A 25,207-nucleotide genomic window follows, 5' to 3' on the forward strand; every position below is an offset into this window, starting at 1 on the left:
AGTCCTCAGGCGCCTTCGACGTCGATGCCATTGAGAACCGGGGTCAGCGAGTCGACCGGATAGATCAGAGGGACCATCATTCCGCCTACTCGGGTGAATACGCCAACTTGGTCGGGATTGGCACTGAACAGGACGTGGTGGTGGTCGATCCCGTCCACGTCGAGCCACAGCGTGTGCTCGCGATCGAGCGGCGTATGGCCGACGATGAAGGCAGCCGACGGATCGAGATCCAGCGCGCGACGCAAGCGCTTGATGTCGCCTCGCCCGTACCCCTGCGGGCGATTCGCCTTGCGCAGACGGTTGTTGATCAGGTCCAGGATCAGCTTCGGATGCCGGTGGATATTCACCAGCATCTCCCTGCTGACCTTCATCGTCGGAGCCGCCGCATGGCAGGCCACGAAATCCTGCGCGACGACGACGTAGGGAAGCAGCGCGTAGAACTCGCCCATCGCCTTGAGATAGGCATTCCCGCGCCGCTCGCCGAGTTCCTTGGCCCACAACAGGCCCTGCGGAATCCCCGCCTTGGCGATGTCCTCGGAGAAGGAATCATGATTGCCACGGACATAGAAGACCTGCCCCGGGAAGCGCTGCTTCAGGCGGAAGATGAGGTCCATGAGAATCATCGAGCTTTCCATCTCGCGCAACCGTCCGTCTTCTTCCGAGTGCACCGCGTCACCCAGAATCACCAGCGCGGCGGTGCCGTCTTCGAGCCCGTCGAGAAAGGCATTCTGGGTGAGGACCGTGAGCAGGTTGTCGACCTGCGCATGAAGGTCGGCGACGAGAATCGGCGCGAGCCGCTCTGGAAGCGAAAGCAGGCCGCCGGGCAGGCCGCGGTCATCAAGCACGCGATACGCCTCCTCGCGCATCAGGCGGTTGACGTCCTCGATCAGCGACAGAGCGTCGGCACGTGGCAGAAGCTCGACCGGCCCACCGAGAACTGCCCGCAGCCGCCTGAACTTCTCGGCTCGCCTCGAGCGCGGGTCGTCGATGACCGGGGCTATCGAACTGCCGGCATCACCGAGATTGCGAAAGGCGAGCGAATCCCGGCCGTAGATGACCACCAGGTGCTGCTCGTCCACCGCTGGCGGAAACTCGAACAGGGCCTGCTGGAGCGGATCGCCTGAACCGATCGCCAGCCAGCTCTTCGGGGTGAGGCGCAGAAAGCCCCCGATGCGCTGCAGGTGTGTTCGCGGATCGACCACCAGATAGCTGTCCAGCATGATCGGCTTCCCGCCTGGACCGATTCGCGTTTCCGGGTAGAGATGCAGCCGTTTGTCGCCGAGCCCAAGGGTCACCTCGATCGCCAGACCTTCGATGGGTACGCGCACCTTGCTGGTGCCCAGGCGGTACGCATCGCCGAGCTTCAGGTGGTGTCCCCACCCGAAACCGAACCTCGCGGCAAACGCCCTGAGTCGGGCCAGCAGTTTCGAGAGCTTGCTCGGCCACCCGCTGAAATACCTCATGGAGACGGCTTGGCGTCGACGAATCGTCTTGGGCGACTGTCGGTACCCTCGCGGAGATAGACGGACAACCCCTGCCGATGCAGGTATTCTGCGAGCCGCCGGAAAACGGCCAGCTGCGCAGCGCAGATCTCCAGGCTCAGTTGCACATCGACGGGATGCGTGCTGTGCCGCGCGCGCGCGCTGCGGCGATCAAAAACGAGTTCGGCCGGTGGCAGCAGGAACTCGAAAACGTAGCGTCGATACCAGTCGACCGAGAAAAAGTAGCGCCTGTGCGGAGGCAGGACGATTCGCTCGAAATCGATCGGAGGCAGCGGATCGCAATCGAGGAACTCGGCGTCGAAGACGGAAACGGCTCCTGGCAAGCCGCGGAAGGGGATCCCGAGATGGATCTCGCGCGGCCGCACCGAGAGGATCTCGGATCGCCACCAGTGCCGCTTGGCGAGATCGAGATAGCCCTCTTCCGACCAGCCGCCGAGACGAGCGATCAGCGTGCTCTTCCCGGCTCCAGGCGGTCCGGTGACCAGGAGCTGACGATAGCGGAGGTCGGCCGGGTAATCGATCCCCTTGAAGCTCTGCAGCAGTTCGACGCGCTCGGTAGACAGAACCGACATCGGCGTAGTTCTAGCCGGAGAGGGCCACCAGGACGACCGATGGGCGGCTGACTGAAGGAGTTCGAAACATCCTAGGTAAACACCTTTTCGAGCAGGAAAAAGCCGACCGCGCCGAGAAAGGCGGACACCGGAACGGTGATCAGCCAGGAGACCAGTATTCCGGCAATCACCCGGAGATCGAGCGCCCCGATGCCCCGGGCGATACCGACCCCCATGACCGCTCCGACGGCGATATGCGTCGTCGACACCGGCAGACCCAGCCCCGACGCGGTCACCGTAACCAGCGAAGCAGCAACCGTTGCACAGTAGCCCCGCGTAGGGGTCAGCGCGGTGATCCGGTGGCCCAACGTGGCCATCACACGATAACCATAGGTCGCCAGACCGGCAACGATGCCGAGACCACCCACCGCGAGGATGAACGGAGTCACCGCCGACTGATCGGACACCGACCTCGTCTGGATGATCTGGATGGCTTCGGCCATCGGGCCGATTCCGTTGGCCACGTCGTTCGAGCCGTGCGCGAAGGCCATCGCCGCGCAGGTGAACACCATTTGCGGAATGAACAGGCGCTCGACACTGGCGAAATGGAGCGCGCGGTTGGCCTGATCGGGCAACTCGATGCGCCGCATCATCAGCCAGGCGAGCAACGCCAGAGCAACGCCGATGGCTGCCGAAAGCAGGCGCCCTTCGACTCCGCCAAACTGGATATCGACGTACTTCAGGCCCCTGGTGATGGTGATCAGCGAGACGACCCAGCCGACGATGAACGCGTAGGCCGGCCCCCAGCGGCGCGCCTCGCGTATCGGGTTCTCGGTGTTGAAGATCAGCCGACGGATGCTCAGCGTCAGGAGCAGCGAGACGATCGCACCGAGCATCGGCGAAACGAACCAGCTGACGACGATCTCGCTGAGCTGGTACCAATGCACGGCGTCGGCGCCGCGCGCAGCGAGTCCGGCGCCGCATACCGCACCGACGATCGAATGCGTCGCCGAAACCGGCCATCCGCGAATCGTCGCGAGCATCAGCCAGAGACCGGCAGCAAGCATCGCGCCGATCATCACCAGCAGCAACAGATGCGGCACGGCACCGAACATCGAGCCGTCGACGATCCCTTTCGAGATCGTCGTCGTCACCTCCCCGCCGGCGAGGCAGGCACCGAGAAACTCCATGACCGCGGCCAGCAGGACCGCCCGCCGGACGGTCAGCGCGCCCGCTCCGACCGACGCGCCCATCGCGTTGGCCACATCGTTGGCGCCGATTCCCCAGGTCAGATAGACGCCGAGGACGATGGCCAGAACGAAGAAGAGCGCCTGATGTTCGGCGATGATCGCCATCACCCGGCCCCCGAAAGACCGACCCGCCGCCTCCCCAGCCAGGCATCGGAATTACGCGACTTCACGAGCTCATCACTCGCCCTTCCGCTCACCGCGCTCCTCCGTCGCTCAGCGCGCGATCATTACGCGCAGGCGTTCGCCCACTTTCTCCGCGGAATCGGCGAGGTTGCCGATCCATTGGATCAGTTGATACCAGAACATCACCGACACCGGTTTGAGCCGCTCCTCCTCGACGAACAGGGCGCGCGCCAGCGCCATGCCCATGAGGTCCGTATCACTCTCCATGCGCGCCAGCTCGACGATCATTTCCTCGACACGTGCAAGCTCGCGGCCCCGAAAACCAGTCTCGAGCAACTGGTCGAGTTCGTCGATGATCCGCTGAGCCTGATGGCAGGTGTCCGTGCAGCGGACCACCAGGCGCACCAACGGATCGGCCAGCCCGGCCGGAACGTCCATCGTGCGTTCGACGAGCAGGCCGGCGATGTCCTGTGCCGTGTCGGCCATCGCGTCCTGTACGGCAAGAAGGTCGAGCAGATCGCGCCGGTCGACGGCAAGCAGCATGCTCCTCGGCAGCTGATCGCACATCTCGTTGCGCAGAGCGTCGGCCTCCCGCTCCTTGACGAAGATCCTGTGTTTGATCTCGCCAAGCAGCGCCTGCTCGCCGGCGATCAGCGCTTCGAAGAGCGGCTGGACTTCGTTGACGCACTCGATGACCACGCGCATGTGCTGCTGCAGCGGCTTGAATGGCGACCTGCCAAAGAGCGCGGCCATCGGACTCGTCGATAACATCGCCTCTCCACCTCGAGACGTCCCGCGCTAGCGCGGTAGCACTCCGTACCGGCAAGCGAAGCGCGCCAGAGCGAAGCTTCACCTGCCGGCCGGACCAGCTTTCTGTGAGGTGGGAATTGTAAGGCAAAAAGAGGCCGGCCCCCGCAAGCGGGGTGCCGGCGCGAGGCCAGTGCGCCGCCGCGATTCCGGAATCCGCGGATCAGGCAGTCTCGAGCAGAATCTCCTCGAGCGACTGGGCGGTCTTCTTGCTCGCCCTGAAGACCTTCTCCTGCAACGCGTACAACTCCTGCAGACGATACGCGCGCAACGCCGCGGCATCGTCACCTTCGGCGTCGTAGAGGGCCTTGATCGCCTGATACATCACGGCAACCGACTTCTCCTCGATCCGCTCGATCTCCTCGCACAGGCTCATCGTCTCCGGACTGTGCGAATCCTTGTTCAGCGCCGCCATCGCCCGGGTCAGCCGCGAGCACGCCTCGACGGCCATCGCCGCCAGTTCGTGCGAGGCACGCGTCGACTCGGTGATGTTGTAGTCGCTGACCGCCATCGCCACGTCCTGGATGCAGTTCATGATCCGGTCGATGTCCAGCGTCAACTGATAGACCTGATCGCGGTTCAGCGGGGTGACGAAGGCCTTGTGCAGCAACTCGATCATGTCCGCCTTGATCTTGTCGGAACTCGCCTCGTTCATGTTGATTTCCTCGACCAGCGAAGCGACATCCTGCTTGCTGACCCCCATGCTGCTGACCAGGCGCAGCATCGCGCTGGCGCCGGCCTCGACTCGCTCGCAGTGCGCCGCGAGCAGATCGAAAAATTCCTTCCGCTTGGGTAACATCCCTGACTCCCTCTATGACTTTGGAAACGATCGTCGTGCGGACTGTGGCGCCCCGGCGATACCGTCTTGCGCTGCCGCCGGGGTCGTGCCGAGTTGTTCGGTCACAGGAACTTGGTCCCGATCCACCAGGCGACCCCGGCGATCAGTCCCGACGCCGGAATCGTCAGCACCCACGCGACGAACAGGTTGCCGGTTATCGCCCAGCGGACGGCCTTGACGTCGTTGGCCGCGCCGACGCCGATGATCGCGCCGGTGATCGTGTGCGTCGTCGACACCGGAATGCCGCCCAGCGTTGCCAGTCCAAGCGTGATCGCACCGCCCATCGACGCGCAAGAGCCGCTGATCGAATTGAGCTTGGTGATCTTCGTGCCCATCGTCTTGACGATCCGCCAGCCGCCGAGATAGGTGCCCCAGGCGATCGCGAAGTAGCACGAATAAACGACCCACATCGGCAGCGTCGACTGGTCCTTGGTGGCCATGCCGGCGGTGATCATCAGCAGCCAGATGATGCCGATCGTCTTTTGCGCGTCGTTGCCGCCGTGCCCGAGGCTGTACGCGCCGGCGGCGAAGAGCTGGGCGTACTTGAAGAACCCGGCTGCCTGGTATTGCGACCTGTTCTTGAAGATCCACGCCACGAGCACCATCAGCAGACCGCCGATGAGCATCCCGACCAGCGGCGAGATGATGATGAAGGCGAGGATCTTGCCGAAGCCTTCCCAGATGATCGCGTCGCCGGTCCCCGACTTGGCTACCGTCGCGCCGACCAGCCCCCCGACCAGCGCGTGCGAAGACGACGACGGGATGCCGTAATACCAAGTGATGATGTTCCACGCCAGCGCACCGATCAGAGCGCCGAAGATCACGTAGTAGTCGACGAACTTCGGGTCTACGGTTCCCTTCCCGATCGTCGCCGCGACCTTGAGCTGGAATATCCAGAGAGCGGCGAAGTTGAAGAACGCGGCGAACAGCACTGCCTGCTTCGGAGTCAGTGCGCCGGTGGCGACGATCGTCGAGATCGAGTTCGCGCCGTCGTGAAAACCGTTCATGAAGTCGAACGCCAGGGCGACCGCGATCAGCACGCCCAGCGTCCAGATGCTCATAGTCAAGCCTTCCATTTCGCGCGACCTCTCAGGAGTTCTCGATCAGGATCTCTTCGATCATCTTGGCCGCTTCCTGACAGCAGTCCAGGACGGCTTCCTGCAGCGAGTAGAACTCGCGCATCCTCATCGTGTTCCACAGGTTGGCGCCTTCCTGGAAGAGCGCGGCGATCGCCTTGTGCTGGATCTTGTCGGCCTTCGACTCGATCTCCTCGACTTCCTTGCACAGGTTGAGCGTCTCGGCACCGCGCGTCTTGTCGGACAGCGCAGCTACCGCACGATTCAGACGCATGCACGCATCGGCACTCAGCGAGGCGAGTTCGCGCGCTTCGGACGTCGACTGCCGGATGTTGTACATGCCTACCGCGTTGGCCACGCTCTGCAACACGTTCAGGGTCATGTCCAGGTCGTCGATCAGGGAGTGGATCTGGTCACGGTTGATCGGCGTGGTGAACGACTGGTGGAGGCGCTCGATGACCTTGGCCTTGATCTGGTCACCCGCATGCTCGTGGTCGTTGACTTCATTGACCAGTGCGCCGAGGTCGGTCTTCCCGTCACCGAGACTGTTGATCAGACGCAGCGTGGCGTTCGCCCCGGCCACGACCTTTTCTGAATGCGCGGCGAGAAGCTGAAAGAATTCCTTGCGTTGCGGCATGAGACTGCTGAACATACGACCTCCCTCGATTAATGCTCTGTCGAGCACTTGCCAGTGAAAGAAACCCCCCGGACCCGGGCCGGTCGGCTTCCGGCCCCGGAACAGACCTCTGCTCGGCTCGCCGGCCGGGCGGATCGCCGCAGTGGCTCGAGGCCCCTGCCGGTCGCTCCGTCGGTCGAACCGCTGGGCAATGGCTGATCCACCACTCGTCAACCTTTCTTCTTGACCTTGGACAGGCTGGCGAGTGATGCCAGCACCTCCTTCATCCGTTCCACCTTCTGTTCGGCGAACACACGAATCCCGGCGCGCAGGATGTCCGACTTGCTCGTCGCCCACCCCGCCGCTTTCGAAAGTTCGGTGCGCAGTGCTTCGATCGCTGCCTCTTCGCTCTTCAGCAGCTCGACCGAATAACGCACGAGCTTGTCACCCTTCTCCCGGGCGGCCTTTCCGAGCTTCTCCACCGCCTCGTCGATCTTCGCCGTCCTGCTGGCCGATTCGGACCTTAGCGCTGGAGCAACTGCCCCGGACTTGGCAGGCTTGTCGGCCTTCTGCACGACCTCGCTCGCTTGCGAAGACGCAGCGCCCTTCTCCGCCGCCTTCGCCCTGCTTGCCCGCCTTGCGCCCTTCTTCGAGCCGACCGGCTTCGTGTCCGCCGCGTGCCTCTCGCTCTTTGCGGAGGACTTCATCTTTGCCACAGCCTTGCCCCGACGACCGGCCGCAGGCTTGCCCGCGGGCGGCTCGGGCACCGGCTCGGCGCTGCTCACCGCCGCGACGGGCAGATCGGGCGGACCCACCGGAACGAGCGGAACCTCGGCCTCGGCCAGGCGCTCGGCAAGTGACTCGTCCTCCTTCCTCAGGCTGGCACGCAAGGCCGTCTTGTTGCTGCTGTCCGGTGTTGTCGTCATGACTTCTCTCCGAGTTGTTCAATGACCGCGGCAGTCATCCGGCGAACCTCTTCCTGCGCGGCTTCGGCACCCGAACCGAGCTGGAAGACGGACGCGCCGATCACTGCGCTCTGCGGATAGGCGTTGCGCTGACCGAGCGCCGCATCCAGAATCGGCAGCCTGAACTCATGCAGCAGTTCGAGCACGTCTGCGGCGAGAGCGGTGTTCTGCACGCGATTGGGAAGAATGCAGCCGCGCAGCCGGTGGCTCTGTTCCATGCGATTGAGGATCAGGCGCTCGACGGCCAGCGTCGACCAGAGGTCTGTCGGACCCGGCACTGCCGGAACGACCGCCAGGTGAGCCACGGCCAGGGCCGCCAGAGTCGATGGGTGGTAGATCGATGGGGGAGTGTCGAGGACCACGTAGTCGGCCTCGTCCTGCAATTCGGCGACGTGCCTGATCAGTTCCAGACCGGACATCTTGCGCACGTCGAGGTGCACGTCCGAATCGATCAACAGCGCCGATTCAGCCCAGCGGAAGGCGCTCTGCTGTGGATCGAGGTCGACCACGACGACCAACCTGTTGATCGCCTGCAGACCGCCGGCCAGCTGAATGGCCACCGTCGTCTTGCCTGCTCCGCCCTTCTGCGAAACGATGGCGATCACTCGTCCGTTTGACATGGACATGAATTCGGACTCCCGGTGAGCGTCGTATTTTGTTTCCATGACTGGCAATTATGCCATCATCGCGTGCACCGGCAAGCGCACGGAGGTCTCGAAGGGTCCATAAAATGGGCCACAAAAAGGGCCATTTTTTGTCGGAGTGCTGAACCTCTGACGCAGGTCAAGGAAAGCCCACGGTCAACGGGTGCGCGCGGATCGGACGAGGTCATCGCAGGGAGCTACGCGGGTCGCCCAACCGGCGGTCCCGGCAGACTCCCGCCTGGTGGCGACCCGGCGAGAATCATCGCTGGCGCGGTCTGCCGCCTGGCGCCCCAGCGAGCACGGCGGCTCTCAGCCGTCGAGAAGGATGTTGAGTGATTTCGCGCGGAGGACGGCCTCGCGGCGGCTCGACGCCTGCAGCTTGCGGTAGATGTTCTGCGTATGACGCTTGACGGTGGCCCGCGAAATGCACAGTTCCTCGGAAATCTCGAGGTTGCTCAACCGGGCGGCGAGGAGTCTGAGGATCTTCAGCTCCCGGCGGGTCAGCTCGGCGCTGATCTGCTGCCTTTCCACGCTGATCAGCCAGTCGTTCTTGAACGCCGCGAGGAGCTGCCCGACGTATCCGGTGCTCTGCCCGGCCCCGTGCACTTGCCGGAGTACCGGAACGAGCTGGTGACCGAGATCGACGAAGACCCGGACGAAGCCCGCTGGCTTTGCCAGCGCCAGCGCGCGCGTCAGTCGCTCGGCGGCTCCGGCTGCGTCGCCCTGCGCGCGTCGCAGCAATGCCTGCAGCGCGAGCACCTCGATCAGGTAGCGAGTGTTGTGCCTGGCGACGAGCTCGCTCTCGAGCAATTGCAGGAGCCGTCCGGCCTGCTCGCGGCCTTCGGCGCCGCCATCGGCAAGCCAGACGCGAGCCAGGGTCAGGTGCGGCGACCTCGACAGGTGGTAACAGGCAGGGGCCGGACCTGGATCGAAGCTGCGCGCCCAGTCCCGCGCGGCGTCGATCCGACCCTGGCGAAGGGCCAGATCCGCCTCGCAGGCACGAGCGCGGAACAGCCTCGACAAATCACCCTTCTGCTGCAGCCGAGCGCACAGGCCATCGACTATCTCCCGTGCCTTGTCGCCTTGCCCGAGCGCCTGATAGACCTCCGCGAGAAGCATCGAGCCCTCGGCCCGGTAGCCCGGAGAAGGTTCCGGATACGGCCGTAGCACCGGGATCAGCGTCGCCTCGGCGACCGCCAGTTCGTTGCGCTGATACTGCACGAGACCCGCGAAGTAGCGGGCCATGAAGGCGTACCCCTGAGCCTCGCCAGGCGTCTCCCTGTAATATTCGTTCGCGGTCCACAGCAGCGCCGACAGATCGGCGGCCATCCAGTCGATGAAGCACAACGCCGAGACCAGCCATGCCTCTGCGCTGGCACGCGGCCTGCAGGCCAGCGCATCGTGGATCAGGCGGCGCGCGTCGGCGACCTCGCCGTGCATCTGCCGGACACCGGCGAGAACCGACCAGGCCAGTGCGTGCTCCTCGACGTATTCGCCCGGTAGTCGCTGCAGTGCTTCCGTGGCGCAGGCGAGCGCATCGTCTGCCTGCCCCTCCAGGTACCTCAGCTGACTGCGCAGGGCCAGCAGACGGCCGCGCCAGAGCCAGAATCTCTCGGCGCTACGCTGGGCGAGCTCAGGGCAACCATCACCGAGGACATGTTCTGCTCGTTGGAGAACCCGCGCCAGCTCGACGTGACGTCCCTGATGATGGAGCAACCAGCTCTTCAACAGCAGGAGTTCGGGATCGCTGTCGACCACAGCGGCTGGCAGACGGCTCAGGCAGCGTTCGAGGCGATGACGGCTGTCGCGTCCGACCACTCGAGCGTACTGGCGGACGAGCAGTTCGCTCGCCAGTCCCGGACCACCCGCCACCAGGGCATGGTCGAGGGCTTCCTCGATCAGCCCGTGTGCCTCGAACCAGCCCGAGGCGTAGCGGTGCAGTTCGCCGGCCCCGGCTGGGGAAAACTGCCTGGCGAGTTGGAGAAGCAGGAACTCGCGGAACAGCACATGGTAGCGGTACCAGCCGGGCCGATCGTCGACGGGAACGGTCCACAGTGAGGCGTCGATCAAGCGTTCAACGACGCTGGCAGCGGACTCCCGATTCGCTGGTGGCACACCAGCGACCAGCAGATCCGCGGCGAGCGAAACGCAGAAGCTGTCGACGATGGCCAGGCGGAGCAAGCCATTGCGGACAGCCGGATCCTCTCGGGCGATGAGCTCCTCGACGAGGTATTGCTGGACCTGCGGGTCTGCGGCACTGAGGCGCTGATCGAAACAGTCGTCCGCGCTCCCGGCGCGCAGTGCAAGCCCAACCAGCCTCACGCCGGCCGGCCATCCCTCGCTACGCTGGCAAGCCCTTTCCAGAGCCTCCGGCGGCAAGGCGCGCCCGGCGCATCGCTCGATAACCAGCGCTGCTTCACGGGTACTCAGGCGAAGCTCGCGCATCCCGATCTCGCTGAGCGCCTCGCGGACACGCAAAGCGCCCAGCGAAAGGGGCGGCAGCGTTCGCGAGATCAGCACGAGATGAAGGCGATCGGGGGGGCGCAGCAGGAGGCGATCGAGCAGCGCATGCGTCGAGGGCGATACGATCCGTTGAAAGTCGTCGATGACCACCACCAGCGGCGCCGGCAGTGCGTCGAGATCGTTGCTCAACGCGCCGGCGAGGACCGGCAGTGACGTCTCGCCATCAGCCAGGCAGGCCAGCGTCGCCGTGCAGGCATCGGGGAATGCACTCTGGATGGCAGCGACCAGATAGCTGAGGAAAACCCGCGGATCGCTGTCCTCGGTATCGGGCGACAGCCACGCCGACAGGCCCTCACGACTCTCGATCCAGCTGACCACGAGTGTGGTCTTGCCGTACCCCGGCGGAGCATGGACCAGCGTCAGCGGCAACCGGCTGGCCGCATCGAGATCGCTGAGCAGTTCCTGCCGCTCGACCAGGTCACCAACGATCCTCGGACGCTGAAGCTTGCGGCGCACGATCTGGACGGGGGGAAGCATGGCGGGCCGATCCTGCTGCGCGAGAGCAGCGAACGATGAACAGTCGAACAGGCTCCTTAGTCCCTACTTCGCGCGCAGGGTTCCTGACAGGATGCCCGACGTTGCTTGTCGATCGGGGGCTGCGTCCCCGCGCCCCCGATGATCTCGGGGAAGCCCGGCAACTGCGCAAGTCGGCCAGCCAACGCTGCATCCCGTTCGGTGACGCTCACCGGCACTGCGCCAACTCGCTCGGGAAAGGTGATCGCTGCTTCGCGACATGCAGTTTGCGCATCCGTCTTTCCTCCCGGCGTGACTCGTCGTCCGCGCTGGCGCGGGGTTCCCGGCGTGTTGATGACGATCCCTGACCCACCGCTCAGCGCCGCGGCTCGTCGAGCAGCTGAGCGATCTCCCTGTCCTTCGCCTCCCAGATCGACTGAATCCATCGCTGGAAGGCCTCGCGGACCATCGGGTCGCCAGCATAGTCGGCACGAGTCAGGTCTGCCGGAACGGGCAAGGGATGTACGCGCACGCGCACCCGCCTCATCCGGCCGCAGAGGAACTCCCAGAAGTTCGGCGCGCCGTCGGGGTAGACGATCGTCACGTCGAGAATCGCGCGGAACTTCTCGCCCATCACGTTCAGCGCGAGTGCCATGCCCCCTGCCTTGGGCCTGAGCAGATGCCGGTAGGGCGAGCGCTGGCGCTGATGCTTGGCGACGGTAAACCGCGTCCCCTCGCAGAAGTTCATCACGCTGGTCGGAATCAGCGAGAACTTCGCGCAGGCCTGACGCGTCGCCTCCTGGTCCCGGGCCCGCAAGTCGGGGCGTTTGCTGAGGGTCTCCTCGCTGTGCCGGCGCATGAACGGAAAATCGAGCGCCCACCAGGCCAGCCCCATGACCGGCACCCAGAGCAGTTGCTGCTTGAGGAAGAACTTGAGCAAGGGGATTCGCCCGGTCAGCACGCGCTGCAGGACGAAGATGTCGGCCCACGACTGGTGATTGCAGTTGACCAGGTACCAGCCCCACCGATCGAGTCCGTCGACTCCCTGGACGTCCCAGTCGGCGTTCTGGGTCAGCCACATCCATCCGCCGTTGCCGGCTATCCAGGCCTCGGCAACGCCGACGAGCAGTGGGTCCAGGCGGAGGCGAACGAACCTGAACGGCAGGATCAGCTTGAGCGTCGCCAGGACGAGCAGCAGCGGCACCCAGATCAGAATGTTCAGCCCGAGCAGCAGACAGGCGATCAGGCCGATCAGCGGGGAAGGAAGGAAAGTGAGCATCGCCGGTCAGTCTTTCATGCGGACACTGTTGGGCAACACTCCCCGTGGCCGCGCGAGTCGTCGTCCGGCACAGCCGCCCGGTCTGCCGCGCTTGCCCCAGCGAGCATCGCCCGGCGCGTCTCCGGGGTCTCCAGGCTGATCCGTCCGAGCAGGCCTTCCCGGTAATCTTGAAGGAGGACCCGGGCTGCCTTCTCCAGGTCGACCGCACCGCCCCTGAGGAGCAGCCCACGGCGCCGCGCAAGCTGCTCGATCACGGTCGCGGCATCACCGCCGGCGATCGCTTCGGCGCTCAGACCGTAGCGCCCGGCGAGCCGTGCCGGATAGCGAGACAGCAGCAGACCGGCCAGAAAACTCGCCACTTCCTCGTCGATCACCGCATTGCGGCCGACGGCATTGCTCGCCGCGAGCATCAGGCCGTCGTTCGGATACTCGATCTTCGGCCAGAGCAGCCCTGGCGTGTCGGTCAGCGAATGCCGGATGTCGATCTGGGTGGTCTGCTGCGCGCGGGTCAGCGCGGGCTCGTCGCCGACCCTGGCCAGCTTGCGCCGCAGCAGCACGTTCATCAACGTCGACTTGCCGACGTTCGGTATACCCATGATGATCATCCTCAAAGGCTTCGTGTTGTCGTTGCGGTGCGGTGCCAGCGCCTGACAGAGAGCAGGAAGGCGCGCGACCTCCCCGGCCTTCCTGCACGACAGGGCCAGCGCGTGCACCCCGTCCTGCCGATTGTAGTGGGCGATCCACGCGCCCGTGACCACCGGGTCGGCGAGATCGGCCTTGTTGAGAACCTTGAGGCAAGGCCGCTGGCGCTGCAGACGAAGCTCACGGATCAGCGGGTTGGTGCTCGCTTCGGGAAGGCGGGCGTCGACGACCTCGATGACCACGTCGATCGCCGCCATCGCTTCAGCCGCCTTCTTGCGCGCCGAGTTCATGTGACCCGGGTACCACTGAATGACCATCACACACCATCCGGATGAAACATCACCGATTATCCCACTGCCCGAAGCAGACCGGCCGCTTTCACCGGGGCCCCGCCGGCCCCGGACGCGCTAGAATGCGCGCTCGACCCACCTCAGGACCACCAGGCCTTGCCGGCGATTCCCGAAATCAGGCCCCAGCAGTCGATCGAACTGCTCAAGCAACTGAACATCCTGACCCGCGACGGCAGGCTCAACCAGGATAGCCGGCGAAAGCTCAAACAGGTTCAGCACCTGTACCAGCTCGTCGAGCCGCTGCTCGACGAACTCGAATCAGCAGGCGCGAAGCTCAGTCTCGTCGACCACGGCGCCGGGAAGTCCTACCTCGGCTTCATTCTTTACGACCTGTTTTTCAGAACCCGGGACAAGGGGCACATCTACTGCGTCGAGACGCGTCCGGACCTCGTCGAGCGATCGAGGAAGCTCGCCGGACGGCTCGGCTTCACACGGATGAGCTTTCTCCAGATGAGTGCAGAAGAGGCGATCGCCTCCCCCGCGCTCCCCAAGACCGTGGACATGGTCACCGCCCTGCACGCCTGCGACACGACCACCGACGATGCGATTCGTTGTGCCTTGCAGCGGCAGGCAGCCTGCCTGGTCGTCGTCCCGTGCTGCCAGGCTGAAGTCGCCGCGCTGCTGCGCTCACGGAAGAGCGAATCGCTCGCCCGCACCGCCCTTTCCGAACTCTGGCGACATCCGATTCACACTCGCGAATTCGGCAGTCTGGTGACCAACGTCCTGCGCTGCCTGCAACTCGAGGCCCACGGTTACCGCGTTACGGTGACCGAGCTCGTCGGCTGGGAGCACTCGTTGAAGAACGAGCTGGTCGTAGCCCGGTACACCGGATCGCGGCGCGGCGATGCGCGGCTGCGCATCGAGCAGATCCTCGACGCACTCGACCTCGATGAACTGCGCCAGCGTTTCCTCTGCTGAACGCCTGACAGAGTTTCCCGCAGGGACTGCCAGGCGGGGTCCTCGCCGGGTAACGATCCCCACAGGCGAAGTCGCCCCGGGGCGGCCCGGGTGCGCGGACGGCCACGACACTGGAGGCAAGAATGGAAAGATGGATCACCCGCGGGGCGGCTGCTCTCTGCGCAGCCGGGAGCATCGCGCTCTTCTGGACATTCGGAGCCTTTCTCGCAGTTCCGTGGCACGCTGGCCGGTTGTTCGCGTTGACCCCGATCGAACTGCAGGTTCTCGGTGTCGCGTTGCTCGGCGGTGTTGCGGTCGCCTGGGGAGCCCTGCATGTCCTTGCAATCGCCGACCGCGAAGCCCGGCCTGTCGTCTATCGCAGCCTCTGCGGCGCGCTGGTCGTCAGCTCGCTGCTCGCCGTCTGCGCCGGGATCGCGTGGACCACCGCGCGGTTCGCCTGAGCCGAGGCCAGGCAAACCGCCCTGCCGCGGATCTGCGCTGGCCCCCGTCGTTTCCCGCCTTCCCGGCCAGGCGGGTCGCCTCCGTCGCTGGTCCTCGCCCATCGTGTTGGCCCACCCTCGACGACTTCTCGATCGCCCACGCACGCCCTGGGCAGCCCGACGCATGATCCCATGTTATAGTTCGGGCCCCTCATTGGCAGGAAAGTCCGGTCTTGCGTCTTTGCTTCGACGTCCTCATCATCGGCAGCGGTCTGGCCGGACAAGCTACCGCCCTGCGGCTCGCCGACCAACGCACGGTGGCGCTGATCAGCAAGCGCACGCTCGAGGATAGCGCGTCGAGCTGGGCGCAGGGCGGAATCGCGGCGGTCCTCGACAACCGCGATTCGATCGAAGCGCACATCCGCGACACGCTGACCGCCGGCGCCTATCTCAACGATCCACGGACGACCCGATTCGTCATCGAGAATGGCAGGCGAGCCGTCGACTGGCTGATCGCCCAAGGCGTTCCCTTCACGCGCGACGCCGATGGCTATCATCTGACCCGCGAAGGGGGCCACAGCGCGCGGAGGGTAATCCACGTCGCCGATGCCACCGGCCTCGCCGTCCAGAACACCTTGAGCGGGAAGGTCCGCCGGCACCCGAACATCACCGTCCTCGAGAATCACATCGCCATCGACCTGATCACCAGTGACAAGCTCGGTTTGCCCGACCAGCGCTGCCTCGGAGCCTATGTCCTGGACAACGGCAGCGGCGAGGTGCTGACCATCGGAGCGAGAAGCACGCTGATCGCTGCCGGCGGAGCAGGGAAGGTCTATCTCTACACGACCAACCCCGACACGTCGACGGGTGACGGGATTGCGATGGCCTGGAGGGCCGGTTGCCGGATCGCGAACATGGAATTCATCCAGTTTCACCCGACCTGCCTCTATCATCCCCAGGCCAAGTCTTTTCTGATTTCCGAGGCCGTTCGCGGGGAGGGAGGTCGCCTGCTGCTGCCCGACGGCAGCCGCTTCATGCCGCGCCACGACCCGCGAGCCGAACTCGCGCCGCGCGACGTCGTCGCCCGCGCGATCGATTTCGAGATGAAGAAGCGCGGCCTCGATTGCGTCTATCTGGACATCTCGCACAAGTCTGCAGATTTTCTCGCCGAACATTTCCCGAACATCCTCGGGCGCTGCCTCGATCTCGGAATCGACCTCACACGGGAACCGATTCCCGTCGTTCCGGCGGCCCACTACACCTGTGGCGGGGTGATCAGCGACCTGCGTGCGCGAACCGACATCGCGGGCCTCTACGTCGCCGGCGAAGCCTCATGCACGGGCCTCCACGGGGCCAACCGACTGGCTAGCAACTCGCTGCTCGAATGTCTGGTCTTCGCCGAAGCCGCGGCCAATGACATTCTCGGGCAAGCCGAAGAAGACCAGCCACCACTGCCCGCATGGGACGCCAGTCGGGTCAGCGACCCCGACGAGGAAATCGTCATTGCCCACAACTGGGACGAATTGCGACGCTTCATGTGGGATTACGTCGGAATCGTGCGCACGACGAAGCGCCTGCAGCGTGCCCAAAACCGGGTCCGCCTGCTCGGGCGCGAGATCGAAGACTTCTACTCGCATTTCCGCGTCAGCCACGATCTGATCGAACTGCGCAACCTCGTCGTCACCGCCGACCTGATCATCCGTTGCGCGCTCCGGCGCCGCGAGAGTCGCGGCCTGCACTTCAGCCGCAACTATCCGGATACGCTGCCGCGGGCACGCAACACGGTGATCAGACGCCGTCGGCCGTCTGCTCGCTAGGTTGGGCAAGCCAGCGCAACCACAGACGCAGCAGCCGATGGTCCGCGCCGCTCATGCTGTCGGGCAACAGGACGATGCTCCAGCGTTTCCGGCGGTCTGATTCCTGAACGCGCAGGACGACCAGGGCACGGAAGACAGCGGTGTCGGCGAGCACGGCCGCCCGAAGCTGTTCGCCTGAGGCGAGTTCCAGGGTCAGTTCGCCGGCCCTGCCGAGGCGCAGGCCGACGACCACCGGCGGTCGCAGGACGCGCCAGAGCGATGCAACGACGATCGCCAGGAGCAGGTATCTGGCCGCTTCGGCCCATGGCAACAGCCCCGCGCAACCTGCAGCCAGCAGGTGTGCAATAAGCACGATGAGCAACAGACGCGGCGAGCGGTGCAACCCCACCCGCGTCGGCAGCTGCACCGCAGGCTGACGCGGCTAGACGCGCCTGAACGCCACCGTGGCGTTCGTGCCGCCAAACCCGAAAGAATTCGAGAGTCCGACGTCGATCTTCAGCTGGCGAGCTTCGTTCGCACAGTAGTCGAGATCGCAGGCCTCGTCCTGATTGAAGATGTTGATCGTCGGCGGCGAAATCTGCTGATGGACCGCGAGCACCGTGAATACGGCCTCGATCCCTCCGGCCGCGCCGAGCAGATGACCGGTCATCGACTTCGTCGAATTGACCACCAAGTCGCGGGCATGGTCACCGAAAGCCCGCTTGACCGCCGTCGTCTCGGCCTTGTCGCCAAGCGGCGTCGACGTCCCGTGGGCATTGATGTACTGGACTTCGTTCGGGTTCACCCCGGCGTTGCGCAAGGCATTGAGCATGCAGCGGGCCGCACCCTCGCCGTTCTCACACGGGGCGGTCATGTGGAACGCGTCCGAACTCATGCCGAAACCCACCAGTTCGCAATAGATCTTCGCCCCGCGGGCTCTGGCGTGCTCGAGTTCCTCAAGCACGACGACGCCGGCGCCTTCTCCGAGGACGAAGCCGTCCCGGTCCCGATCCCACGGACGGCTGGCGGTCTGAGGATCGTCGTTGCGCGTAGACAGCGCACGGGGCGCGCAGAAGCCACCCAAGCCAAGCTTCGAAACGCAACCCTCCGCGCCACCGGCGAGCATCACGTCCGCGTCACCGTACTCGATCCAGCGCCCGGCGTCGCCAATGCTGTGCGTTCCCGAAGCACAGGCGCTGACCAGCGAGAGATTGGGACCGCGATAGCCGAACATGATCGAAAGGTTTCCGGAGATCATGTTGATGATCGAACCCGGTACGAAGAAGGGCGAGACCTTGCGGACTCCGCCGGCCAGGAAATCGCCGACCGTGCTCTCGATCATCGGCAGACCGCCGATCCCGGAACCTATCGAGACTCCGATCCTTTCCGGATCGACTGCCGAGCCGTCGAGCCCTGCGTCGCGAATCGCCTGAATCGCCGCCGCCATCCCATAGTGGATGAACACGTCCATGCGCCGCGCGTCCTTCGCCGGCACATACGCGGCGACATCGAACCCGCGCACTTCTCCCGCGATCCGCACCGGGAAGCTCGAAGCGTCGAAACGGGTGATCGTGTCTATCCCCGAACGACCCGCAAGGACATTATTCCAGGCTTCGGCAACGCTATTGCCAACTGGAGAAACGATCCCCAATCCTGTGACGACGACTCTGCGACGTGCCACGTTCAGTACTCCGATCGCGAAAACGTCTCCGGGACCTGCCCCTCCGCCGCCGAGCCTGGCCGGCGCGCGGGTGACTCCGGTGGCAGCGTGCCCGAAGCCCGGAAGGTCGATGACTACTTCTTGTGGGCGATGACGTAGTCGATGGCCTGCTGGACGGTGGTGATCTTCTCAGCCTCGTCGTCCGGGATCTCGCATTCGAATTCCTCTTCGAGAGCCATCACCAGTTCGACCGTATCCAGCGAATCGGCCCCTAGATCGTCGACGAATGACGATTCATTCTTGATGTCGGCTTCATTCACTCCGAGCTGTTCGGCGACGATCTTCTTGACCCGCTGCTCAACATTTTCCATCGAACTAATCCTTCCTTGGATTCACACATCAAACAAAATGCGGCATTCTAGCAAACAGGCCGCTTCTTTGCCAATCATCAGAACGCAGCGGCGAGTCCCCGGGCCCGCGAGCCCGCGAAGTGGAGCCGCTAACCAGAGGGTTGTGCATCAATCGACTGCGCGGCCACTCTGCGCTGTTGCCCACTCACTTCCCCAACGGCCGGTCTTGCCTGACCGCCCGGCTACGGCGGCGCGCAGCATGCTGCGCGCAACCCCGCCTTCGCTCTCGCGTATCGATCCGATAGGTCTCGGCATTCGCTCCATGAGGGAAAGGAAGGGACCCTCCGCTTCCCTGGCGCGGGCCATCTCGGCCGGCTCGCGACGATTTCCTCGCAACCTCTCAGCCCATGAACATGCCGCCATTGACATGCACGGTCGTTCCGGTGATGTAGCCCGCGTCGGCCGAAGCGAGAAAAGCCACCGCCGCGGCAACGTCTCCGGGGGCACCCAACCGGCCGAGCGGAATGCTGGCCAGCAGCGCCTCCCTCTGCCGGTCGTCGAGCGACCTGGTCATGTCGGTGTCGATCAGCCCGGGAGCAACGCAATTGACCGTGATGTTCCGGCTGCCAAGCTCTCGAGCAAGCGCCCGAGTCATTCCCCCGACGCCGGCCTTGGCCGCACAGTAGTTGGCCTGGCCAGGATTTCCGGCGTGGCCGACGACCGACGTCACATTGATGATTCGCCCGTAACGAGCCTTCATCATGCCGCGCAGTACGGCGCGCGAGAGCCTGAAGACGGCCTTCAGGTCGGTATCGAGCACCGTGTCCCAGTCCTCGTCCTTGAGCCGCATGGCCAGATTGTCGCGGGTGATGCCGGCGTTATTGACCAGGATCGAAACTGCCCCGTGGGTCTTCTCGATCTGAGCGATCAGCGCGTCCACCTGTCCGCCGTCGCGCACATCGAGGAGTGCACCTTCTCCCTTGCCACCCGCTTCGCCGAGCATCGCCGAGACTCTTGCGGCTCCCTCGACGGTCGTCGCCGTACCGACCACGCACGCTCCCCTGGCCGCCAACGCCAGGGCGATCGCCTGTCCGATTCCGCGAGACGCGCCCGTCACCAGTGCCACCTGCCTGTCCAGCATCGTCGTCACTCCAACGTTGCGATTGCGTTGTCGAGCGCGGCCAGGTCGGCCAGGGCGACACTGGCCAAGCTGTCGGCGCAGCGCCGGGTCAGTCCGGCGAGAACCTTACCCGGACCGCATTCGGCCACCGTCGTCAGGCCGTCGATCGCCGCGATCCGGCGAATCGTCTCGACCCAGCGTACCGGCGAATACGCCTGGCGGACCAGTGCCTCCTTGATCTTCAGAGGCTCGACCTCGATCGCCACGTCCACGTTGTTGATCACCGGCAACTGCGGCTCTGCGAAGCTCAGGTCCGCAAGACGCTCGGCAAGTCGGTCCGCGGCTGGCCTGATCAGCGAAGAGTGGAAAGGAGCCGAGACTGGCAGGAGAAGCGCCCGTTTTGCACCACGCGCCTTGCACAGCTCGCACGCCCTTTCGACCGCCGCCCGACTGCCGGCGATCACCGTCTGCCCGGGCCCGTTGAAATTGACCGGCTCGACGACCGATCCACCACCGATCGCCGCCTGGGCCTCGCTGCAGGCCTCGGCAATCGTCTCGTCGTCGAGATTGAGAATCGCAGCCATCGCGCCGGTGCCCAGCGGCACCGCTTCCTGCATCGCCGCAGCACGCAGGCGCACGAGCGGCACGGCATCAGCAAAGGCGATCACCCCCGCTGCGACCAGCGCCGAGTATTCGCCGAGGCTGTGACCGGCGACCACTGCCGGAACCCTTCCCCCCCGGTCGAGCCACAGGTGATAGACCGCCACCCCCGCCGCAAGCATCACGGGCTGGGTGTTGACCGTCTGTGCCAACGCATCGGCAGGCCCCTCGGCGAGCAAGCTCCACAAATCCTCGTCGAGAGCCTCCGATGCCTCGGCGAAAGTGGCCCGGATCACCGCAGAATCGCCGTAGGCCGACATCATCCCGACCGACTGCGAGCCCTGACCGGGAAAAACGAAAGCGAAAGCCATGTCTGTGCCTTTCAGAACTCGAGCAGGACCGCACCCCAGGTGAAACCACCGCCAACGCCTTCGAGCAGGACCTTGTGTCCCGGGCGGATCCGTCCGTCACGAACGGCCTCGTCGAGCGCCAGAGGCACCGACGCGGCCGACGTGTTGCCATGTCGATCGACGGTGACGACCACCCTGTCCATCGGCATCCTCATCTTCTTCGCCGTGGCCTCGATGATGCGCACGTTCGCCTGGTGCGGAATCAGCCAGTCGACCGCCGAAGGAGGGATCCCTGCCGCTGCGCAGCACTCCTCGCCGACTTCGGCGAGCACACGCACGGCGAACTTGAACACTGCCTGTCCATCCATCCGCAGAAACGGATCGCCGATGACCTTGCCGCCCGAAACACTGCCTGGCACCGACAGGATGCCGTGATGCGCGCCGTCGGCATGCAACGCGGTACTCAGGATGCCGGGCCGATCGGAAGCTTCGAGCACGACGGCACCCGCGCCATCGCCGAAAAGGACGCAGGTTCCCCGCTCCGACCAGTCGAGTATCCGTGAGAAGACCTCTGCGCCGACGACCAGGGCGCGGCGATGACTGCCCGAGCGGATGAACTTGTCGGCAACGACGAGCGCATAGACGAAGCCGCTGCACACGGCTTGCACGTCGAATGCAGTCGCGCCCCGATTGCCCAGCTTGCCCTGGAGCAGGCAGGCGGTGCTCGGGAAGATGAAATCGGGCGTCGACGTCGCGACGATGATCAGATCGAGATCCGCTGCTTCAACGCCGGCTGCGGCAAGCGCCCGGGTACTCGCCTCGAGACCCAGGCCGCTCGAGGTCTCGGCGCCCTCCGCGAGGTGACGGAACCTGATTCCGGTCCGGCTGGCGATCCACTCATCGTTGGTTTCGATCCCGCGCCGAGCCAGGTCAGCGTTGCTGACCGGCTCGCCGGGCAGGAAGCTGCCGATCCCGGTGATTCGCGAGAACATCCTACGCCGTCTCCCGAAGCGGTTGCCGCTGCGCAACCCGTTCGCTGATTCGCCCCAGAACGCCGCTGCCCGCTTCGTCTGCGGCCCTCTCCAGAGCCCGCCGGAAAGCCAGCGAATCAGCCGAGCCGTGGCTCTTGACGACGATGCCCTTCAGGCCGAGCAGTGTCGCCCCGTTGTACTGGCGGTGATCGACACGCTTCCGGAAGCGATTGAGCATCGGCAGCGCAAAGAGGGCCGCCGCCCGGGTCAGCGGATTGCGGCTGAATTCCTGACGGAGGAAGGTGGCCAGAAGTTGCGCCAGACCTTCCGATGCCTTGAGAGCCACGTTGCCGACGAAGCCATCGCAGACGATCACGTCGGCGTCGCCCTTGTAGATTCCATCACCCTCGACATTGCCGACGAAGTTGAGGCCGGACTCCCAGAGCAATTCGGCAGCGCGTTTCACGACGTCGTTGCCCTTGATCTCTTCTTCGCCAATGTTGAGGATGCCGACCGTCGGGCGATCGCGATGCTCGATCGCGGCGACGAGCGAAGTGCCCATGATCGCGAACTGCAGCAGATGGTCCGGCGTGCAGTCGACATTCGCACCCAGGTCGAGAACATGCGTGTGACCCTTCAACGTCGGCAGAACCGCGCAGATCGCCGGGCGATCGATCCCTGGCAACATCTTGAGGACGAAGCGGGACACGGCCATCAGGGCGCCGGTGTTCCCCGCCGAAACACAGGCGTCCGCCTCGCCCTGCTTGACGAGATCGACGGCCACGCGCATCGACGAGTCCTTCTTGTTGCGCAGGGCCAAGGCAGGCGACTCGTCCATCTCCACGACTTCACTGGCGTGACGGATCGCGACTCGACCGCCTCCCGCGCTACCCAGCAGGGGCCGGAGGCTGTCGTCCAGGCCAACGAGAACCACCCGCAGGTCGGATCGGTCGCGCACGAGGTCGAGAGCCGCGGGAACCGTGACCCTCGGCCCATGGTCACCCCCCATGCAGTCGACGGCGACGGTGATGCTCATCCGCATTCCCGAAAAAGAAAAGGCAGGCAGTTCACCATCGGATGAAGCTGCCTGCCCGATCCGCCGGAATCACTCCCCGGAACCCTTGGCGACCTTCTTGCCCCGATAGAACCCCGTGGGGCTCACGTGATGGCGCAGGTGGACCTCCCCGGTCGTCGGCTCGACTGCCAACGGCGGGGCGCTCAGGAAATCGTGTGCACGGTGCATGCCGCGCCTCGACGGAGACTTCTTGTTCTGCTGTACAGCCATAACGCACTCCAGGAAAATCAGACTCAGAGCTTCCGGCCAAATCTGCTGCGCCACCGATCGGCGCCGTTGTCCGGTCGCTCACTCCTCGCCTGTCTACATGTCTCGCCATTCGCTCGCTTGCGCCGTGCATCTCGCCCTGCTCGCGACGATTTCTTCACAAACTCTCAGTTCCTTCTCGCGGCCATCCCGGCGAGCACCGAGAAGGGCGAAACCCTCTCCGACTCCCCACCGCCAACCGGCAGGTGGCAATCGTCGTGCCGCGGCGCGACGGGAAGCGCGAGGAGGATCTCGTCCTCGATCAGCGACTCGACGTCGAGTGCCTTCTGATGCGGCAGAAAATCCCGCGAGTCGTCTTCCAGTTGCTCCTGCGTCAGGTCATCCTCGTCCTCGACGAACTCGATCAGGCTGCGCAGCCGCAGCGGATACTCGATCGCTTCCAGGCAGCGCTGGCAGCACAACGCCAGAACTCCCTGCACTTCAACGACCAGCAGCCCCCTGCCGCGCGACGCCGCCCCGCCTGCGAGGCGATAGACCAGCGAACCCGCAGGGTCGGCCAGCAAGTCGAAGAGCCGAGTCAACGTGGCGACCGGCACCTCGCCGTGCAGAACTCCGCCCTCGCGGCAGAAAGCGTCGCTGTCAATCAGCGTCCGTTGCGACATAAGGCGCGCATGATATTATCTTCACCTTTTGAAGTCAAAGCCGCCAGCCGACGATCTGCACCGTTTGGTGTGCGGATCGTCACGCGCTTCGGCGGCGTTCACGATGCCCAGAGTCCCGCTCGTCCTCGCCTCGGGTTCCCCCTACCGACGTGAACTGCTCGCCCGCCTCGGTCTGCCGTTCGAAATCGCCACACCTGCCGTCGATGAGACGCTGCGACCGGATGAAAGGCCTGAAGCTGCCGCTCTGCGACTCGCCGAAGCCAAGGCGCGTGCGGCGGTCGCCGACCATCCCGAAGCCCTGATCATCGGTAGCGACCAGGTTGCCGTACTCGACGGCGAGGCCTTCGGCAAACCGGGCGACCACGAAAGCGCCGTCCGCCAGTTGAGGACGATGCGCGGGCGCAGCGTCGACTTCTTCACTGGTCTCTGCCTGCTCAATGCACAGGACGGTCGCGTGCACCTGCGCGGCGTCCCGACCGTGGTGACCTTTCGTGACCTGAGTGACGCAGAGATCGAGTCGTACCTGCGCATCGAACGGCCGTATCAGTGTGCAGGCAGCGCCAAATCCGAGGGACTCGGCATCGCCCTGATTGCCCGAATCCAGGGCGACGACCCGAATGCGCTGATCGGCCTGCCGCTGATCGCACTCTGCGATCTGCTGCGCATCGAACAGATCGACCTCTTCGCCGACGCCGCGGCGAAGCAGTGAGCTCAGCGCGCGAAGCGGAGCCAGTTCGCCCGCCCCGCGGGCACCTCTATCTGATCCCCGTGCCTCTGGGGCAGACGCCACCCGTTTCGGTGCTGCCTGATCCGGTTCTCGCCTGCACGCGCCGGCTGACCCATTTCGTCGCCGAGAATGCGCGGACGGCGCGCGCTTTCATCAGGTCGGTCGGGTCGACCTGGCCGCTGCAGCAGATCCTGATCAGCGAGCTCAACGAGCATACCCCGGCGAGCGAAGTGGCCAGCCTGCTCGAACCGGCGCTCGCCGGAACCGACCTCGGCCTGGTGTCCGAATCCGGGTGCCCGGGCGTCGCCGACCCCGGCGCGGCGCTGGTCGCGCTGGCCCATCGGCTGGATGTCCCGGTTCATCCACTGATCGGGCCATCGTCGATACTGCTGGCCCTGATGGGCTCGGGCCTGTCGGGACAGAACTTCGCCTTTCACGGCTACCTGCCGACTGCCACAGCAGACCGCGAACGGCGTCTTCAGGTCCTGGAGAAGGAGTCGCGGATCCTGCGGCGGACGCAGATCTTCATCGAGACCCCGTATCGCAATGCTCATCTGCTCGCTTCTTTGATCCGCGTCTGTGCTCCCGGCACGCTGATCTGCGTGGCCACCGACCTGACCCTGGACAGCCAGCAGATCAGCACCCATGCGGTCGCCGAATGGCGCCGTCGGCTACTACCCGCAATCGATCGGCGACCGAGCGTCTTCCTGCTTCAAGCGTAGGCGGATTGCCC

The 25,207-nt window shown here is 65.0% G+C and carries 26 protein-coding genes; 5 read left to right on the forward strand and 21 right to left on the reverse strand.

Features of this window, described 5'->3' with window-relative positions; translation table 11 throughout:
* Window positions 1–5: 5 nt before the first annotated feature.
* From NFW05_RS01515 to ylqF, 12 genes are all read right to left on the reverse strand, one after another.
* Entirely contained in the window at window positions 6–1,463 is a 1,458-nt protein-coding gene (locus tag NFW05_RS01515) for a metallophosphoesterase (protein ID WP_295302168.1), read from the reverse strand.
* A complete protein-coding gene (locus tag NFW05_RS01520) occupies window positions 1,460–2,074 on the reverse strand; it encodes a serine/threonine protein phosphatase (RefSeq protein ID WP_295302169.1) in 615 nt (204 codons plus the stop codon). Before NFW05_RS01520 ends, NFW05_RS01515 begins: the two co-directional genes overlap by 4 nt.
* 71 nt (window positions 2,075–2,145) lie before the next feature.
* A complete protein-coding gene (locus NFW05_RS01525) occupies window positions 2,146–3,408 on the reverse strand; it encodes an inorganic phosphate transporter (protein WP_295302171.1) in 1,263 nt (420 codons plus the stop codon).
* A 108-nt stretch (window positions 3,409–3,516) separates the two neighbouring features.
* Window positions 3,517–4,197 carry a TIGR00153 family protein gene (locus tag NFW05_RS01530; RefSeq protein ID WP_295302172.1) on the reverse strand — a complete coding sequence of 227 codons (681 nt, stop codon included), beginning with the start codon at window positions 4,195–4,197 and terminating at the stop codon, window positions 3,517–3,519.
* Between the two features lie 199 nt (window positions 4,198–4,396).
* Entirely contained in the window at window positions 4,397–5,032 is a 636-nt protein-coding gene (locus tag NFW05_RS01535; RefSeq protein ID WP_295302173.1) for a DUF47 family protein, read from the reverse strand.
* A gap of 101 nt (window positions 5,033–5,133) precedes the next feature.
* Complete coding sequence (locus tag NFW05_RS01540; RefSeq protein WP_295302174.1) at window positions 5,134–6,147, reverse strand: inorganic phosphate transporter; 1,014 nt, start codon at window positions 6,145–6,147, stop codon at window positions 5,134–5,136.
* Window positions 6,148–6,160: 13 nt separating this feature from the next.
* Window positions 6,161–6,799, reverse strand: a complete 639-nt coding sequence (locus tag NFW05_RS01545) for a DUF47 family protein (RefSeq protein ID WP_295302176.1) — start codon at window positions 6,797–6,799, stop codon at window positions 6,161–6,163.
* A 194-nt stretch (window positions 6,800–6,993) separates the two neighbouring features.
* A complete protein-coding gene (locus NFW05_RS01550; protein WP_295302177.1) occupies window positions 6,994–7,689 on the reverse strand; it encodes a hypothetical protein in 696 nt (231 codons plus the stop codon).
* Window positions 7,686–8,354 carry an AAA family ATPase gene (locus NFW05_RS01555; RefSeq protein WP_366918255.1) on the reverse strand — a complete coding sequence of 223 codons (669 nt, stop codon included), beginning with the start codon at window positions 8,352–8,354 and terminating at the stop codon, window positions 7,686–7,688. Before NFW05_RS01555 ends, NFW05_RS01550 begins: the two co-directional genes overlap by 4 nt.
* A gap of 327 nt (window positions 8,355–8,681) precedes the next feature.
* On the reverse strand, window positions 8,682–11,372 hold the full coding sequence (locus NFW05_RS01560; protein ID WP_295302179.1) for a LuxR C-terminal-related transcriptional regulator: 2,691 nt from the start codon (window positions 11,370–11,372) through the stop codon (window positions 8,682–8,684).
* A 352-nt stretch (window positions 11,373–11,724) separates the two neighbouring features.
* Window positions 11,725–12,627: an acyltransferase gene (locus NFW05_RS01565; RefSeq protein WP_295302181.1), complete on the reverse strand. Its 903-nt coding sequence runs from the start codon at window positions 12,625–12,627 to the stop codon at window positions 11,725–11,727.
* Window positions 12,628–12,641: 14 nt separating this feature from the next.
* Complete coding sequence (gene ylqF, locus NFW05_RS01570; RefSeq protein ID WP_295302183.1) at window positions 12,642–13,586, reverse strand: ribosome biogenesis GTPase YlqF; 945 nt, start codon at window positions 13,584–13,586, stop codon at window positions 12,642–12,644.
* A gap of 129 nt (window positions 13,587–13,715) precedes the next feature.
* Between ylqF and NFW05_RS01575 the strand changes: the two genes are divergently transcribed.
* The 3 genes from NFW05_RS01575 (at window position 13,716) to nadB (ending at window position 16,773) form a co-directional block, all read left to right on the forward strand.
* Complete coding sequence (locus tag NFW05_RS01575; RefSeq protein ID WP_295302184.1) at window positions 13,716–14,537, forward strand: methyltransferase; 822 nt, start codon at window positions 13,716–13,718, stop codon at window positions 14,535–14,537.
* Window positions 14,538–14,659: 122 nt separating this feature from the next.
* Window positions 14,660–14,977, forward strand: a complete 318-nt coding sequence (locus NFW05_RS01580) for a hypothetical protein (RefSeq protein WP_295302185.1) — start codon at window positions 14,660–14,662, stop codon at window positions 14,975–14,977.
* Between the two features lie 212 nt (window positions 14,978–15,189).
* Complete coding sequence (gene nadB, locus NFW05_RS01585) at window positions 15,190–16,773, forward strand: L-aspartate oxidase (protein WP_295302186.1); 1,584 nt, start codon at window positions 15,190–15,192, stop codon at window positions 16,771–16,773.
* Here the strand turns inward: nadB and NFW05_RS01590 are convergent.
* The 9 genes from NFW05_RS01590 to NFW05_RS01630 all read right to left on the reverse strand — a co-directional run bounded on the left by NFW05_RS01590 (window position 16,745) and on the right by NFW05_RS01630 (window position 23,747).
* Entirely contained in the window at window positions 16,745–17,179 is a 435-nt protein-coding gene (locus NFW05_RS01590; RefSeq protein WP_295302187.1) for a protein YgfX, read from the reverse strand. The two genes, nadB and NFW05_RS01590, sit on opposite strands and share 29 nt — an antisense overlap.
* Window positions 17,180–17,194: 15 nt before the next feature.
* Entirely contained in the window at window positions 17,195–18,433 is a 1,239-nt protein-coding gene (gene fabF, locus NFW05_RS01595) for a beta-ketoacyl-ACP synthase II (RefSeq protein ID WP_295302190.1), read from the reverse strand.
* A 113-nt stretch (window positions 18,434–18,546) separates the two neighbouring features.
* Entirely contained in the window at window positions 18,547–18,783 is a 237-nt protein-coding gene (gene acpP, locus NFW05_RS01600; RefSeq protein WP_295302192.1) for an acyl carrier protein, read from the reverse strand.
* 379 nt (window positions 18,784–19,162) lie between these two features.
* Entirely contained in the window at window positions 19,163–19,912 is a 750-nt protein-coding gene (gene fabG, locus NFW05_RS01605) for a 3-oxoacyl-ACP reductase FabG (protein WP_295302194.1), read from the reverse strand.
* On the reverse strand, window positions 19,909–20,853 hold the full coding sequence (fabD, locus tag NFW05_RS01610; RefSeq protein ID WP_295302196.1) for an ACP S-malonyltransferase: 945 nt from the start codon (window positions 20,851–20,853) through the stop codon (window positions 19,909–19,911). Before fabD ends, fabG begins: the two co-directional genes overlap by 4 nt.
* A gap of 11 nt (window positions 20,854–20,864) precedes the next feature.
* Window positions 20,865–21,824 (reverse strand): beta-ketoacyl-ACP synthase III, encoded by a 960-nt coding sequence (locus NFW05_RS01615; protein ID WP_295302198.1) that lies wholly within the window; start codon window positions 21,822–21,824, stop codon window positions 20,865–20,867.
* Between the two features lies 1 nt (window position 21,825).
* A complete protein-coding gene (gene plsX / locus NFW05_RS01620) occupies window positions 21,826–22,839 on the reverse strand; it encodes a phosphate acyltransferase PlsX (protein WP_295302200.1) in 1,014 nt (337 codons plus the stop codon).
* A gap of 69 nt (window positions 22,840–22,908) precedes the next feature.
* Window positions 22,909–23,088 (reverse strand): 50S ribosomal protein L32, encoded by a 180-nt coding sequence (gene rpmF, locus NFW05_RS01625; protein ID WP_295302202.1) that lies wholly within the window; start codon window positions 23,086–23,088, stop codon window positions 22,909–22,911.
* A gap of 164 nt (window positions 23,089–23,252) precedes the next feature.
* Complete coding sequence (locus NFW05_RS01630) at window positions 23,253–23,747, reverse strand: YceD family protein (protein WP_295302205.1); 495 nt, start codon at window positions 23,745–23,747, stop codon at window positions 23,253–23,255.
* A 103-nt stretch (window positions 23,748–23,850) separates the two neighbouring features.
* Between NFW05_RS01630 and NFW05_RS01635 the strand changes: the two genes are divergently transcribed.
* Window positions 23,851–24,456, forward strand: a complete 606-nt coding sequence (locus tag NFW05_RS01635; protein WP_295302207.1) for a Maf family nucleotide pyrophosphatase — start codon at window positions 23,851–23,853, stop codon at window positions 24,454–24,456.
* Window positions 24,453–25,196 (forward strand): SAM-dependent methyltransferase, encoded by a 744-nt coding sequence (locus NFW05_RS01640; protein ID WP_295302209.1) that lies wholly within the window; start codon window positions 24,453–24,455, stop codon window positions 25,194–25,196. The genes NFW05_RS01635 and NFW05_RS01640 overlap by 4 nt, the downstream gene beginning before the upstream one ends.
* The last annotated feature ends 11 nt before the right edge of the window (window positions 25,197–25,207 follow it).

Source organism: Accumulibacter sp. (assembly GCF_023806625.1).
In the GTDB taxonomy this organism is placed as follows: domain Bacteria; phylum Pseudomonadota; class Gammaproteobacteria; order Burkholderiales; family Rhodocyclaceae; genus Accumulibacter.